The organism is Euzebya tangerina (assembly GCF_003074135.1).
Classification (GTDB): domain Bacteria; phylum Actinomycetota; class Nitriliruptoria; order Euzebyales; family Euzebyaceae; genus Euzebya; species Euzebya tangerina.
Genome location: NZ_PPDK01000001.1, coordinates 930,831 through 945,779 on the forward strand (window position 1 = coordinate 930,831; position 14,949 = coordinate 945,779).

Annotated in this window: 13 protein-coding genes and 2 tRNA genes; 14 read left to right on the forward strand and 1 reads right to left on the reverse strand. The window is 68.1% G+C overall.

What is annotated here, in order from left to right; all coding sequences use genetic code 11:
* The first annotated feature begins 216 nt into the window (after positions 1-216).
* From dnaN to C1746_RS04410, 11 genes are all read left to right on the forward strand, one after another.
* On the forward strand, positions 217-1,338 hold the full coding sequence (gene dnaN / locus C1746_RS04365) for a DNA polymerase III subunit beta (RefSeq protein ID WP_116713457.1): 1,122 nt from the start codon (positions 217-219) through the stop codon (positions 1,336-1,338).
* 22 nt (positions 1,339-1,360) lie between these two features.
* Positions 1,361-2,542 (forward strand): DNA replication/repair protein RecF, encoded by a 1,182-nt coding sequence (gene recF, locus C1746_RS04370; protein ID WP_116713458.1) that lies wholly within the window; start codon positions 1,361-1,363, stop codon positions 2,540-2,542.
* Positions 2,543-2,552: 10 nt separating this feature from the next.
* A complete protein-coding gene (locus C1746_RS04375; protein ID WP_116713459.1) occupies positions 2,553-2,864 on the forward strand; it encodes a DciA family protein in 312 nt (103 codons plus the stop codon).
* A 199-nt stretch (positions 2,865-3,063) separates the two neighbouring features.
* The gene (gyrB, locus tag C1746_RS04380) at positions 3,064-5,106 is read left to right on the forward strand and encodes a DNA topoisomerase (ATP-hydrolyzing) subunit B (protein ID WP_205711707.1); all 2,043 of its coding nucleotides are present in this window, start codon (positions 3,064-3,066) and stop codon (positions 5,104-5,106) included.
* A 49-nt stretch (positions 5,107-5,155) separates the two neighbouring features.
* On the forward strand, positions 5,156-7,762 hold the full coding sequence (gyrA, locus tag C1746_RS04385; RefSeq protein ID WP_116713461.1) for a DNA gyrase subunit A: 2,607 nt from the start codon (positions 5,156-5,158) through the stop codon (positions 7,760-7,762).
* Positions 7,763-7,868: 106 nt separating this feature from the next.
* Positions 7,869-8,255 carry a DUF3566 domain-containing protein gene (locus C1746_RS04390; protein ID WP_162867377.1) on the forward strand — a complete coding sequence of 129 codons (387 nt, stop codon included), beginning with the start codon at positions 7,869-7,871 and terminating at the stop codon, positions 8,253-8,255.
* A 30-nt stretch (positions 8,256-8,285) separates the two neighbouring features.
* Positions 8,286-8,359 (forward strand) — tRNA-Ile (locus C1746_RS04395).
* A gap of 476 nt (positions 8,360-8,835) precedes the next feature.
* Positions 8,836-8,949 carry a DLW-39 family protein gene (locus C1746_RS23310; protein WP_462686284.1) on the forward strand — a complete coding sequence of 38 codons (114 nt, stop codon included), beginning with the start codon at positions 8,836-8,838 and terminating at the stop codon, positions 8,947-8,949.
* A 10-nt stretch (positions 8,950-8,959) separates the two neighbouring features.
* Positions 8,960-9,032, forward strand: a tRNA-Ala gene (locus C1746_RS04400).
* A 247-nt stretch (positions 9,033-9,279) separates the two neighbouring features.
* Positions 9,280-9,813, forward strand: a complete 534-nt coding sequence (locus C1746_RS04405; RefSeq protein ID WP_116713463.1) for a GNAT family N-acetyltransferase — start codon at positions 9,280-9,282, stop codon at positions 9,811-9,813.
* A complete protein-coding gene (locus C1746_RS04410; protein WP_116713464.1) occupies positions 9,810-10,133 on the forward strand; it encodes a hypothetical protein in 324 nt (107 codons plus the stop codon). The genes C1746_RS04405 and C1746_RS04410 overlap by 4 nt, the downstream gene beginning before the upstream one ends.
* Positions 10,134-10,247: 114 nt before the next feature.
* On the opposite strand, the gene C1746_RS21910 is transcribed toward C1746_RS04410, so the two are convergent.
* A complete protein-coding gene (locus tag C1746_RS21910) occupies positions 10,248-10,478 on the reverse strand; it encodes a cell division protein CrgA (protein WP_162867378.1) in 231 nt (76 codons plus the stop codon).
* A 99-nt stretch (positions 10,479-10,577) separates the two neighbouring features.
* On the opposite strand from C1746_RS21910, the gene C1746_RS04420 reads away from it, so the two are divergent.
* From C1746_RS04420 to C1746_RS04430, 3 genes are all read left to right on the forward strand, one after another.
* Positions 10,578-11,345 (forward strand): class E sortase, encoded by a 768-nt coding sequence (locus C1746_RS04420; protein ID WP_116713466.1) that lies wholly within the window; start codon positions 10,578-10,580, stop codon positions 11,343-11,345.
* A 199-nt stretch (positions 11,346-11,544) separates the two neighbouring features.
* Positions 11,545-14,349 carry an AMP-binding protein gene (locus C1746_RS22420; RefSeq protein WP_205711708.1) on the forward strand — a complete coding sequence of 935 codons (2,805 nt, stop codon included), beginning with the start codon at positions 11,545-11,547 and terminating at the stop codon, positions 14,347-14,349.
* Positions 14,346-14,948, forward strand: coding sequence for an anthranilate synthase component II (locus C1746_RS04430; RefSeq protein ID WP_240598845.1), 603 nt, complete (start codon positions 14,346-14,348; stop codon positions 14,946-14,948). Before C1746_RS22420 ends, C1746_RS04430 begins: the two co-directional genes overlap by 4 nt.
* Position 14,949: the final 1 nt, after the last annotated feature.

Sequence of the window (14,949 nt, forward strand, 5' to 3'; positions counted from 1 at the left end):
ACACCACATGGCATTCAGGGAACTACACGAGTGCCACACACGAGCTGCACATCACTACACACACGACGAAGAGGCTGCTGACCAGGCACAACGCGCGTTGTCCACAGGTACTGACAGCCCCTACAACTACAACTACATCTTGTACATACGAGTCCTTCTCAACCCCGTAGGCCGATCTCGCGGTGGATATCGCATCCCCGCGACCAGGAGTAGACGATGAAATTCAGGGCGGAACGCACCGAGTTCGAGGAAGCCATCAAGTGGGTTCAGCGAACCGTCGGTGAGCGGGTCAGCTTCCCCGCGATGGCCGGCATCAAGCTCAGCCTCTCCGGTGACGTCGTCACGCTCTCCTCCACCAACGGGCAGGTCGACTCCGAAGTCGAACTCACCGTCCAGGGCGAGCGTGACGGTGGGGCGCTGGTGTCCGGCAAGCTCCTCTCCAATGTGGTCCACCTGCTGCCGAACGATGCGGTCGAGCTCGACGTCTCCGGTGACGCCCTGCACATCACGTGCGGTCGCGCCAGCTTCGAGCTGCGGCTGATGATGCTGGAGGACTTCCCCCAGCTGCGCGTTCCGGCAGAGGATGCTCCAACCGCAACCCTGAAGGCGCAGGAGTTCTCCGATCTGGTGGGCCAGGTCGCGAAGTCCGCCAGCACCGAGGACGCGCGAGCCGTCCTGACCGGCGTCAAGCTCGAGGCGGGTGGTGGATCGTTCACCGCCTCCGCCACCGACTCCTACCGGCTCGCGATTCGGTCGATCCCCTGGGAGGGAGAGGGAGAGATGACCGCGCTGGTGTCCCGGCGCGCGCTCGACCAGGCCAAGGCCGCGGCCGACATGCTGGGCAACGACGTCACCATGGTGCTCGAGCCCAGCTACGCCACGTTCTCCTTCGCCGATCGCCGGCTGGTCTCGACCCTGATCGAAGGGAAGTACCCCGAGGTCCGGCAGCTCATCCCCGATGGGTTCGAGCGGCGCCTCCGGGTGGATCGACTGGCCCTCGCCGAGGTCGTTCGTCGAATCGCGGTCGTAGGTGAGGCCGACAAGTCGATGACGCCGGTCATCATGGAGATGGCGGGCAACAGCGTCGTGGTCAAGGCTGACTCCTCGGAGGCCGGCCAGGCCGAGGAGTCGCTGCCCGTGGAGCTGGAGGGTGAACCGTTGACCATCGCCTTCAACCCCCGCTTCCTGATCGACGGGCTGGACGCCCTCGGTGGCGACCAGGTGAGCTTCGAGTTCCGCGACGAGCTGAAGCCGGCCATCATGCGCCCGCCGGCGCCGGAGCAGGGTGACGACGAGCCGGAGGACTTCCTGTACCTGCTGATGCCCGTCCGCGTCTGATCGCCACCTCCCGCGTGCCTCGGTGAGGCTCACCACGCTCCAACTCCTCGACGTCCGCAACTACGAGCGGGTCGACCTGACCCTCCAGCCCGGCGCCACGCTGTTCGTCGGCCCCAACGCCCAGGGGAAGACGAACCTGTTGGAGGCGGTTGGCTACCTCACCCTCGGACGCAGCCATCGCGTCTCCAGCGACCAGGCGTTGGTCCGCGCGGGCACCGCCGCGGCCGTGATCCGGGCGGAGGCACGGACTGACGACGGACAGCGCGTCGAGGTGTCGGTCGAGTTGCGACAAGGTCGCAACCGCATCCAGGTCAACGGGCAACCCATGCAGCGCATGGCGGATGGCTTCGGGCTGATCAGGTCGGTCATGCTCGCGCCGGAGGACCTCTCGCTGGTCCGGGGAGACCCCAGTGACCGGCGCCGGTTCCTGGACGACCTGCTCGGTGGTCGCCGGGCCACGTTCCTCGGCGTGCGCAGCGACATGGACCGCGCGCTGGCCCAGCGCAACGCGCTGCTCAAGGACGGGCGTGCCAGCGGCCGCCTGCCACTGGATGTGTTCGACGTGTGGACCGACACCTACGTCAACAGCGCAGCCACGGTCCTGGCGGCGCGGCTGGCTGGCGTCCACGCCCTCACCGATCCGGTTCGGGAGGCCTACCGGGATCTGGTCGCGGCAAGTCCCGAACAGGACGTCTCTCGCTTGCCAGTCCTGCGATACGAGATCTCCAACGGTCGGTCCGTCGAGGGTCGGACCGGGACCGCGGTGCCCGACCCCGCGGCGCTGGCGCAGGAGCTTCGAGCGTCGCTGGACGAGCGTCGTGCCGATGAGCTGCGGCGCGGGACCACGCTGATCGGCCCGCACCGCGACGAGCTGTTCCTGGGCATCGGTGAGCTGCCGGCGAAGGGGTACGCCAGCCACGGCGAGCAGTGGTCGCTGGCGCTCTCGCTCAAGCTCGCGGCACACGCCGTCATCGGGGAGGTGGGTGATGAGCCAATCGTCCTGCTGGATGACGTGTTCGCCGAGCTGGACGAGTTTCGGCGGGGTCGCCTGGCGGCACGGTGCGCGGCCTTCGACCAGGTGCTCGTGACCTCTGCGATGGGGACCGAGGTCCCGCTGGAGGGGATGCGGTTCGCCGTCCACGGCGGTACGGTCACCCGCCCGCCCACGGACTGGTCCGCAACTGGAGGACCAGCGGAACTCTGAGGATCCCCCTTTGCGCAACGGCCGGCCCGCTCGCCCCGAACCCCAGCCGCTCGGTCGGGCGCTCGAGGACCTCGTCATGCGGCGTCGCTGGGGCGGCCGCCTGGATGGCGCCCGCATCTTCGACATCTGGGACGAGGTCGCGGGTGAGGAGATCGCTGGCCACGCCACCCCGGTGAGGCTGCACGGCGGGGTCCTCGTGGTGCGCGCGGAAGACGCTGGCTGGGCAACGCAACTGCGGTACTTCGTCGGGGAACTGCAGGGCCGCGCGAACTCGCTGCTGGGCCCGGACACCGTGCGCTCGATCGAGATCGTGGTCGGCTGACCACGACGCGGCGCGTCGTGGGCCTGTGACCTGCACCTTTGCGCCCTGGTTTCGCCTACGGGGGCGACGCCCATGCCCTGCTAGTCTGGGAGTCCACGACACGCCCGCGGCGCGCAGCGGCGATATGAGAACCGAAACGGTCGGTTCCGACGCTCAGCTGAACAGGGGTCGACACCGCCGTGGCCAAGGAGTTCGCGCGATGGCAACCGACGACGGCACACCCGAGGATCAGGTGGGCCAGACGGCCGACGGCAGCCCCCGGCCACACGACTACGTCGCCTCCGACATCACGGTTCTCGAGGGCCTCGAGGCCGTCCGCAAGCGACCCGGGATGTACATCGGGTCCACGGGGCCCCGGGGTCTGCACCACCTGGTCTGGGAGATCGTCGACAACTCGGTCGACGAGGCCATGGCCGGCCGGTGCGACGAGATCGTCGTCGAGCTGCTGGACGACGGCTCGATCACGATCAGCGACGACGGGCGTGGGATCCCAGTGCTCGAGCACCCCACGCAGAAGAAGTCGACCTTGGAGGTCGTGCTGACCGTCCTGCACGCCGGCGGGAAGTTCGACAACCAGGCCTACGCGGTGTCCGGGGGACTGCACGGTGTCGGCATCTCCGTCGTCAATGCGTTGTCGAGCCGGCTGATCGCCGACATCAAGCGCGACGGGTACCTGTGGCGGCAGACCTACCGTCGCGGTGTGCCCGATGCACCGATCGAGCAGGTGCGCGAGATGGTGGCGGGGGAGGGCACCGGGACCACCATCACGTTCTGGGCCGACGACGACGTCTTCGAGACCACGGAGTACAACTGGGAGACGCTGACCACGCGGTTCCGCGAGACGGCCTTCCTGACCGCCGGACTGCGGATCACCGTCACCGACCTGCGGGAGGGCAAGGTCGACGAGAACGGCGACCCGCTCCACGCCGAGTTCCACGCCGAGGGCGGCCTGTCCGACTTCGTCCGGCACCTCAACTCGACCAAGAAGACCGAGGTGCACGGCGACATCATCGCCTTCACCGGTTCGGAGGACGACCCGACTGAGGGCATGGCGGAGGTGGACGTCGCCCTGCAGTGGTCCAGCGAGTACCACGAGTCCATCCACTCCTTCGCCAACACGATCAACACCCACGAAGGTGGGACCCACGAGGAGGGGTTCCGCGCCGCCCTCACGTCCGTGGTGAACCGGATGGCCAAGGACGTCGGCGTCCTGCCGACCAAGGGCAAGGACGGCATCGAGAACCTGGACGCCTCCGACATCCGTGAGGGCCTGACTGCGGTGATCTCGGTCAAGCTGGGCGATCCGCAGTTCGAGGGTCAGACCAAGACCAAGCTGGGCAACACCCACATGCGCTCCTTCGTCCAGCGGACGGTCAACGAGCACCTCAAGACCTGGTTCGAGGAGAACCCGACGGAGGGCAAGCGGATCTTCCTCAAGGCCATCTCCTCCGCCCAGGCGCGGATGGCGGCGCGGCAGGCGCGTGACCTGACCCGACGCAAGGGGCTGCTCGGCGGCTCGTCGCTGCCGGGCAAGCTGGCGGACTGCCAGTCGCGGGACCCCGCCGAGTGCGAGCTGTTCATCGTGGAAGGCGACTCGGCGGGCGGCACCTCCAAGCAGGCTCGTGATCGCTACTTCCAGGCGATCCTGCCGATCCGCGGGAAGATCCTGAACGTGGAGAAGGCGGGCCTGACCAAGATCCTCGAGAACAAGGAGATCCAGGCGCTCATCACCGCGATCGGGACTGGCATCGGCGAGGAGTTCGACGTCTCCAAGGCCCGGTACCACAAGATCGTGATGCTGATGGATGCTGATGTCGATGGCGCGCACATCCGCACGCTCGTGCTGACGTTCCTGTTCCGCTACATGCGCGAGCTGATCGAGGCCGGCTACGTCTACATCGCCCAGCCCCCGCTGTACCAGGTCCAGCCGAAGGGTTCGAAGTCGAAGAAGAACATCCAGTACGCCCTGAACGACCGCGAGCTCGAGCGGATCCTGGCCGACATCGAGTCGAACGGCGGGAAGAAGCCCGAGATCGGTCGCCTGAAGGGGCTCGGTGAGATGGACGACTACCAGCTGGAGGTCACCACCATGGCCCCCGAGTCGCGCCACATGCTGCAGGTGGGCCTGCAGGACGCCGCGGCGGCAGACCAGATGTTCTCGATCCTGATGGGCGACGACGTGTCGTCCCGCCGTGACTTCATCGTGCGCAACGCCGGCAACGTCGAGTTCCTCGACGTCTGATCGCCCGTACCCGTGAGCCACCCCGAGCCGCTAGCCAGAGAGTCCAGCCATGTCTGATGTGACCCCACCTGTCGACGAGACGCCCGGCGACCCCGAGCAGCCGTTCGTCGAGACCTTCGAGCCCGTCGAGATCGAGGATGAGCTCCAGCGCTCCTACATCGACTACGCGATGTCGGTCATCGTCGGCCGCGCGCTGCCCGAGTCGCGAGATGGTCTGAAGCCGGTTCACCGCCGCATCCTGTTCTCCATGTGGGAGGGCGGCATGCGGGCCGGGACGCAGCACCGCAAGTCGGCGGCGGCCGTCGGCGACGTGATGAAGAAGTACCACCCGCACGGGGACTCCTCGATCTACGACGCCCTGGTCCGCATGGCCCAACCGTGGTCGATCCGGTACCCGCTGGTCGAGGGGCACGGCAACTTCGGCTCGGTCGACGGTGACCCTCCGGCAGCTATGCGCTACACAGAGGCACGTCTCTCTCCGTTGGCTATGGAGCTTCTCCGTGACATCGAGGAGGAGACCGCCGACTTCGTCGACTCCTACGACGGCAGCGAGATCGAGCCGCTCATCCTGCCCAGCCGCTTCCCCAACCTGCTGGTCAACGGCTCGGCTGGCATCGCGGTCGGGATGGCCACGAACGTCCCGCCGCACAACCTGACCGAGATCTCCAATGCGGTGATCGCCCAGATCGAGAACCCGCAGATCACGCTGGACGAGCTGATGGAGATCGTCCCCGGGCCCGACTTCCCGACCGGCGCGTTGATCATGGGTGTGTCCCCCATCCGGGAGGCCTACGAGACCGGCCGCGGCAGCATCCGCATGCGCGCCGTGGTCGACATCGAGGAGACCAAGAGCGGCGGCGAGCGGCTGGTCGCCACCGAGCTGCCCTACCAGGTCAACAAGGCCAACCTGGCCCTCAAGATCGCCGATCTGGTCGAGTCGAAGCGCATCACCGGCATCCGCGACATCCGCGACGAGTCCAACCGCAAGGGCAACCGCCTGGTCATCGAGCTGAAGCGGGACGCCAATGCCCAGGTCGTCCTGAACCAGCTGTACAAGATGACCCAGCTCCAGGACACCTTCGGGGTCATCAACCTCTCGCTGGTGAACGGCGTCCCCCGGACGATGGGCCTGAAGGACACCATCGCCCGGTACATCGATCACCAACTCGACGTCATCACCCGGCGGACCGAGTACCGGCTGCGCAAGGCCCGCGAGCGTTCCCACATCCTCGAAGGCCTCATCGTCGCCCTGGACAACCTGGACGACGTGATCGCGCTGATCCGGGCTTCGGCCTCCGCTGAAGCCGCCTCGCAGGAGCTGCAGTCTCGCTACGACCTGTCCGAGATCCAGGCCCGCGAGATCCTCAACCTTCCGCTGCGTCGTTTGGCCGCCCTCGAACGACAGCGCATCCTGGACGAGTACGCCGAGCTGCAGGAGCGCATCGCCGACCTGGAGGACATCCTGGCCAAGCCGGCCCGGGTCCGCGAGATCGTCAAGACCGAGCTGGCCGAGATCCGTGACAAGTTCGGCGACGCCCGGCGCACCCGTATTCGCCCCGGGGACGGGGACCTCGACATCGAGGACCTGATCCCCGAGGAGGAGATCGTCGTCACGATCACCCAGGGTGGGTACATCAAGAGGGTCAAGGCGAGCGAGTACCGCACCCAAAGGCGTGGCGGGAAGGGCATCACCTCGGGTGCCCTCAAGGACGAGGACATCATCTGGGACCTCTTCTCCACCTCCACGCACCACTGGGTGCTGTTCTTCACCTCCACGGGCCGGATGCATCGGATCAAGGCGTGGCAGATCCCGGAGAAGAGCCGGACCGCCCGCGGGGTCTACCTGGCCAACGTGCCAGGCTTGGAGCTCGACAAGGACGAGTTCGTCCGGACCGTCGTCCACCTCGAGAGCCTCGAGCAGGAGGACAAGCACCTGCTGTTCACCACGAAGAAGGGGCTGGTCAAGCGGACCCGGCTGGAGGAGTACGACTCGCCTCGGTCCACGCTGATCGCGATCAACCTGCGGGACGGCGACGAGTTGATCGATGTCCGCCTCACCAGTGGCTCCGACGACATCATCCTGGTCAGCAAGAAGGCCCAGTCGATCCGCTTCACCGAGACCGACGCGCGAGCCATGGGGCGCGGCGCATCGGGCGTGAAGGGCATGGACCTGGCGGAGGAGGATGAGGTCCTGGCCTGCGCCATCGTGCAGGAGGAGGGCTACCTGGTCGTCATCACCGACGAGGGGTTCGGCAAGCGAACACCGCTGGAGCGCTACCCCACCCAGCGGCGCGGCGGCAAGGGCGTGCGGACCGCAAAGCTCTCGGATGCCCGTGGCAGCCTCGTCGGTGCTCTGGTGGCCGGGTACGAGCAGGAGATCTTCGTCGTCACCGACCGCGGCACGATCATCCGGATGGACGTCAAGGACGTCCGCCCGACCGGTCGGTCGACCCAGGGCGTGCGGATCATGACGCCGAAGGCCGGAGCCAAGGTCGTCAGTGTCGCCAAGGTCATGGAGATCGAGGACGACGAGCTCGGCGGCGAACCGGATGCGGGCGGGTCCGACGGTCCCGACAACGAGGAGGTCCACGGTACGCCGGACGGCCTCGCGGATGACCCGGGGGAAGACGGGGATGACCTGGGGGAGGAGGAGTGACCCGACCGAACGGTCTGCCGGCCACGAGCGAGGAAGCGGTTAGACTCACCGGCGTATGTCCACGACACAACGGGCCACTCGTGCTCGAGGGAACGGCAGGAACAGCGTGAGCACCCAGGCTCCGACGCGTGAGCGCGTCCGCACCGGTCAGGTGGTCCGTCGCCGCGCCACCGTGCGGCGTGTGGACCCGTGGTCGGTGCTCAAGCTCTCGGTGATCTTCTACTTCTGCTTCCTGCTGGTGGTCATGCTCGGCCTGGCCGTCTTCTGGTCGGTCGTGTTGCGGATCGGGATCATCGACACGCTGACCAGCTTCCTCAACGATCTGCAGCTCACGCTGGTGATCAACGGGTCAAACATCGCCCGGGCGATCTTCCTCCTGGGGCTGCTGAACGTGGTGCTCTGGACGGGTATCAACGTGTTCCTGGCCTTCCTCTACAACCTGGTCTCAGACCTGCTCGGAGGGCTCCGGCTGGAGCTGGCAAGCGAGGAGTAGGCGCCGTACACTCCTCTGCTCCGCACGTGCGGGCCATTAGCTCAGGCGGTTAGAGCGCACCCCTGATAAGGGTGAGGTCCGAGGTTCAAGTCCTCGATGGCCCACGGGGACCGACTCGCTGCGCTCGCGGTGGACGTCCCTCGCCTGCCGGCTCGCTCCGTCGTCCCCGTGGGCAAGCCCAGGTGTTTGCCTCCGGCGGGCGTTCGGGCCACGCAGGCCCAGCGTGTTCGGCTCAGGGGCTGGTCGTCGTGGGCGGTCTGGGGCCGACTCGCTTCGCTCGCGGTGGACGTCCCTCGCCTGCCGGCTCGCTCCGTCGTCCCCGTGGGCAAGCCCAGGTGTTTGCCTCCGGCGGGCGTTCGAGGCCACGCGGGCCGAGCGTGTTCAGTGGTTGTTGGTTCTGATGGGCGGTCTGACCTGGGCGTGGCCTGGTCTGGTGGGTGGACTTCACGCCCGCAGGGCGGGGGAAGTCCACCCACCTCGCCTTGGCGGCGCGTCACGTCAGACCCCCGCGCCCGTCGTGCCCGAGGCCTGGTCGGGCGCTATATTCACAGTCCGATCCCACAGGAGCGTGACTCACACGATGAAGAAGTTGTTGCTGGTCCTGGCGGCCCTGACCGCCGGAGCCCTGGCGCTCAAGCGCCAACGGGACCGCGAGCTCGACGAAGCGATCTGGGAAGAGCCACGCGACCTCTAACTCCATATCTGGGGCCATAGCTCAGTTGGTAGAGCGCTGCCTTTGCAAGGCAGATGCCGGCGGTTCGATTCCGCCTGGCTCCACGGGCGACGACTCGCCTTCGGCTTCGCGTAGCGTCAGTTGCAGCCTCGCTGCCCCTTCCGCCTCCCCCGTGGACGAGTCCAAGTGTCCTCCACTTCGCTCGGGTCGTTCACGGCCACGCAGGCCAAGCTGGCTCGGTAGGCGCTCGATTCGTGAGCCGGTGAGAGTCAGTCACGCCCACGACCGCGAGTGCACTCGCTGGGCTGGAGGCAACGGGGCACCCCGCGCCCGCGCCTCTACCCTGGCGGCATGGCCACCGACGTCGTGCTGCGAGCCTTCACCGAGGAGGACGTGACCGGGTTCAAGCGGTACTGGGACCAGCTCGAGCCGGCCACCGACCGGGACGGCATGAGCTACGCGAGCACCACGAAGGACGACCAGAGCTTCGCCGAGGACGGCTTCCTGAGCGACGAGCGGGGTCGTCTGGCGGTGATCGCCGACGGGACCTTTGCTGGGTTCGTCGGTTGGCGCCGCCGCCAGAACGCCGGGAACAGCATGGCCTGGTGCTGGAACATCGGCGTGGGGATCCTTCGGGATCACCGTGGCCAGGGCATCGGCACCGCCGCCCAAGCCCAACTGGTCGACTACCTCTTCGCGACCACACCCGTCGAGCGGATCGAAGCCTCGACCGACGAGGAGAACCTTGCGGAGCAGCACGTCCTGGAGTCCCTCGGCTTCACCCGCGAAGGTGTCCTCCGGGCCGGCAACTTCGCCCAAGGCCGCTGGCGCGACATGGTCATGTACAGCATCCTCCGCAGTGAGCACCAGCGAGGCGACCGGTGAAGCGCCTGATCCTGGTCGTCGTCCTCGCCGGGTTCGTTGCCGCCTTCACCGGCCAGATCCCGATCGAGTGGGTGCTCGCCCCGCTCCTCGGCCTGTTCATCTACGCAGTTGGCGTCGCCTCTCTCGGATCCCTGAGGCGGGGAGCCTCCTACATCCCGGACGGACCTCCCGAACCCGTCGACCCAGCCGAGGAGCGGGTCAGCTACTACTGCACCGGCTGTGGGGCAGAGTTGCTCCTGCTGGTCCGCGGATCAGCGACGGCCCCCCGCCACTGTGGCGAGAAGATGCACGAACGCATCGAGACGCCACGCCTCAACTGAGGCGGGTTGTCCACAGTTGTGGAGAAAACTGTGGATCAAACAACACACTCGTAGTACACACCGTGTGGCCATCCACAGCTGAGGACAACCTTGGGGACACCGCCCCGAGGACCGTCAGCGCCAACGACTCAGGATCACCAAGCCGGCGGCCATGAAGATGAACCCGCCGATGATCCAGAGGTTCCCGCCCGGGATCGAGCCACGCAGCAGATAGGTGAGCAGGATCACCACGATCCCGGACCCGATCAGGCCGGTCCCTGCGATCGGCACCCACGTCGGCGAGGGCGGCGGCTTCGCCTGCGGCGGCGGCTTGTACTGATCGCGTTTGGACTTCGATTTGGCCACGGTGGCAACCCTTTGTGGACGGGTGAACAGAGGTACAGGGAACCAACAGGGTATCGCCGACGTTGAAATCGTGATCAGAGGAGCCCACCCTTGACCGTCATGCGACTTGTGCTCCGCTCCGTCGGCTGGCTGTTCATCACGGCCGGCGCCGTCGTGGCCCTGTACCTCGTCTACTCGCTGTACTGGACGGGGCGGACCACCAGCGGGGCTCAAGAGCGACTGCTGGAGGAGCTCGCCCAGGCAACGAACTCCGAGAGCGAGTCCGACTTCGACCTCGAGGTCGGCCCGCTGAGCGAGCTCGACGCCGATGGCTCCGACCCAACGGCCGAGATCCCCCAGAGCGAGCCCTCCCCAGGTGAGGCCATCGCCGCACAGTTCGAGGAGGGGGACGCCATCGGCCTCATCGAGTTCTACCGACCGAGCGAGGACACCTCGATCGTCATCGATGACCCCGTCGTGGTGGTCGAGGGTGTCTCGATCGAGGTGCTGAAGGAAGGACCAGGCCGGTACCCCTCCACGTCATACCCGGGCCAACCTGGCAACTTCGCCGTCGCGGGACACCGCACCACCTACGGAGCGCCGTTCTGGAACCTGGACCAACTCCAGGACGGCGACGAGATCCACGTGACCGACCGCGAGGGGACGACCTGGATCTATGAGTTCTCCGAGGAGGTCATCGTCGCCCCGGCCGACGTCTCCGTGCTGGACGCCAACCCGTTGGAGAGCGACCGACCCGTGCTGACGCTGACCACCTGCCATCCACGGTGGTCCCAGCGGGAGCGACTGATCGTCCACGCGGAGCTCAGTGAGGAGCAGATGCCACTGGTCGCGGCGGGCACGATTGCCATCGGCGAGGGGGCACCGTGAACAAGGCCGTCAAGGCACTGGTGATCCTGGTCGCGCTCGCAGCCGCCGTGGTGATCCTCTTCACCTACGTCTTCCCCTGGTTCGACGCGACCTTCATCACCGACCCCACCCTCTGAGCCGGGGTGACCCACTCGGGTGTGGCGTGGAAGACTGTTGAGCCGTAGCTGTCGAAGTGGACAGCGCAGAAGACGAGGAACCGGTGGCAGACCAGGACCCCAGTACCGAAGATCGGGCCGCGCTCGCGGAACAGGCTGCGCGTGACGCCCGGCGTGTTGCCGCGCAACAAGCAGCCGCTCGGCGCGCCAACCAGGCCGCTCGGCGGGCTGGTGGCCCAACCCGCCGTCCGCCTGCCGTCCGGACGTCCTCCGGGGCCGAGCGAACGAGTCCTCCGGCGCCGGTCGTGGGGCAGCGCCGCCCGGTGTCGGACGCGCCCCCCGCGACGCGCCCCCGCAGCCGAACAGCGTCCCCGGCCCGCCCCGCGTCCCCGCGGCATGGGGGCGACACTCCTCTGTCACCGGCAGCACGCCGCGGCGGCGGTCCAACGCCGACCCAGCCCCAGCCCCGTCCCGGCGCTCGTCCGCCCGCCGTCCGTCGAACGCCGCCGCGGCCACTCGATCGCCCGATCGTTCGCGAGGTCGACCCTGGACCGTCGCCCGCCCCCGCGGCGGAGCGACCGGAGCGAGCCTCGGAGCCCACGACCCCCGCCCCCGCGGACCCCTCTCCCAGTCCCACTGAACGCGAGGGCATCTACAGCGGCCAGCCGACGACCATCCCCGAGCTGCCCTCCCCGCCGTTCCCCCGCTCGAGCAGCGGGGCTGCCGAGCCGGCACTGCGCCTTCCTGACCCGCCTCGTCCCGCGCCGGCGCAGGACGTCACCTCGGCTGACTCGCCTCACGCCGGATCCGGGCCGGAGGAGGAGGCCACAGCGGGCACCGACGGACCGACGGGAGGTGGACCCGACGCCGCAGCACCTGGCGCCCCCGTCTCGATCAAGACAGCCAAGATCGACATCGAGTTGCCTGATGCCGACGACGTGGGCCCGCAGGTCCTGCGGCCGTTGCCGGACCCGCCTCGGGACACGATCGACGCCGACCACACCGCGGACGAGGCTGACGCAGCGGACCAGACCCCCACCACCGACCCGCCTCCGGACGTCGCCACGCCATCGACGGACGGCCCCACCGAGGACGCCACCCCCGACGACGCCCAACAGGACCCCACCCCCGAGGACGCCACCCCCGAGGACGCCACCCCCGACGACGACCCACACCATGACGACCCCTCCGGCTCGACCTCGAACGTGGACCCGGTCGCCGAGTCCAGCACGGCGGCTGACGAGGACCCCCTAGCCCGCGCCGAGTCCCCGTCCCCGGACGCCGTCGCCACGCAGGCCACCACCGACCTGAGCGAGGTCGTCGGCACCTGGCAGAGCGGCGTCGACGCCACCGCACGACCCTGGATCCGGCAGTACGCCCCCGGTGTCCCGGACACCTACCGCTATCCGCTGGTGCCCCTCACACGGCTGCTCGATGATGCCGCCCAGGACTTCCCCGACACGCCAGGGATCTCGTTCCTCGGCTCCCGGGTGACCTTCCGACAGATGGCCACGCAGGTCGATCAGTTGGCGACCGCGCTGACCGAGCTCGGCCTGAAGGCGGGGGACCGCATCGCGGTTGCGCTGCCGTGGATCCCCCAACTCGTCCTCATGCTGAACGCCTGCTGGCGGCTCGGGGTGGAGGTCGTCCTCATCGACCCCGAAGAGTCGCCGGAGGTCGTCGCCGAGGGGATCCGCGAGACCGAGCCCGCGGCCATCCTCATCCTCGACACGACCTACGGCGGGCTGGTGGAGTTCCGCAGCCAACTGCGGAGCGTCCGTCACGTCATCGCCACCGGCCTGCTCGACGCCCTGCCGGCGATCAAGGCGCGGATGCAGTCCATCCGGCTGAAGGTGCAGCATGCCGCGATGCCCGAAGCCGACGGCGTCCTGCCGTTCCGGGCCGTGCTCGAGTCGGCCAGCCCGGTCGCCACCCAGGCCGCGGTCGATGTGGAGGCGACCACCGCCACCAGCACGGTGATCGGCGGCGTGACGTACGCGGCCTCCCACCACAACGTCCTGGCTGGAGCCTTCCAGGCCCGCCTCTGGATCCCGGACGTGAGGGCGGGGCGGGAGAGCGTCATGGTGGCCGGCAACCCAACCGACTCCTTTGGGCTTGCCGCCGGGATCGGACTCGCCCTGCTGTCCGCCGCCACGCTGGTGCTGCCGGACCCGCGCCCCGGCGGGGTGGCCAAGTCGATCGACGCCGAACGGCCCACGATCCTGGTCACGTCGATGGACCAGGTCCGGACTATGTTGGCGCCGGCCTCCAAGCGCCGGGATCTCTCGTCGGTGCGCGTGACGATCGCGCGTGGGGTGCACTTCGACCCAGTCGTGAAGCGTGCGGCCGAGAGTCGGACGGCCGGGCGGTTTCGGATGGCCTACTCCGGGGCGGCTGTCTCGGGCATCGCCCACGCCGAGTCCGTGTACGCCGATGGCGCCAGCAACGGGGCCGGACTGCCGGTGACGGACACCGTCGTGGAATGCCTGGACGACGCCGGGACACCAACCGAGCCAGATACCGTCGGTGCGCTGGTGGCCAGCGGCCCCCAGGTCGCGGGCGAACAGGTCCCGCTCGGACTGATCGGATCGATCAGCGCCGCAGGGTATGTCAGCGTCATCGGAGCCGGTGAGTCCGTTGTTCGACTGAGCGACGGGGCAGCCGATGTCGGCGTCGTCCGGACGGCCTTGCGCCGTAGCCCCGACGTCGTCGAGGTTGAGGTCCAAGCCGTTCCAGACGGCCGCGGCGTCGGCCTGGCGGCCCGCGTCTCGGTGACGAGGGAGGGCATCACGCAGGACACGCTCCGGAAGGTCCTGACCGAGAACGCCCCGGCACAGAGCCACCCGACCGAGTGGCACATCGAGGTCGTGTCGGCCGGAGTCGACCCGGACGAGGAGTCGACCCCGTGACCATCCTCCTGATCGACAACTACGACAGCTTCACGTACAACATCGCCCAGGAGATGGGGGAGTTGGGGGCGACCGTCGAGGTGGTCCGCCACGATGCGTTCTCGCTGGAGGACATCCGGGCGACTCCGCCGACGGGCATCGTCATCTCGCCCGGGCCCGGCACGCCGGATGACGCCGGACTGTCCAAGGACGTCATCCGGACCTTTGCTGGCAAGATCCCCATCCTGGGTGTCTGCCTCGGTCACCAGTGCATCGCAGAGGTGTACGGCGGTGACGTCGTCGGGGCGCCAGAGTTGGTGCACGGCAAGACCTCGCTCATCCATCATGACGGTGCAGGGGTCTTCGCCGGACTGCCTGACCCGTTCGCGGCCACCCGCTATCACTCGCTGATCGTGGACCCGCAGACGATGCCGGAGGTGCTGCGGGTCACGGCGCGGACCGGGACGGATGCGCCCCATCCGGGCCTGATCATGGGGCTGCGACATCGGACCCTGCACGTCGAGGGTGTGCAGTTCCATCCCGAGTCCATCCTGACGACACACGGCATGACGCTGCTCGGCAACTTCCTCGCAGCGCTCCCGCTTCCGGCCGCAGCCTGAC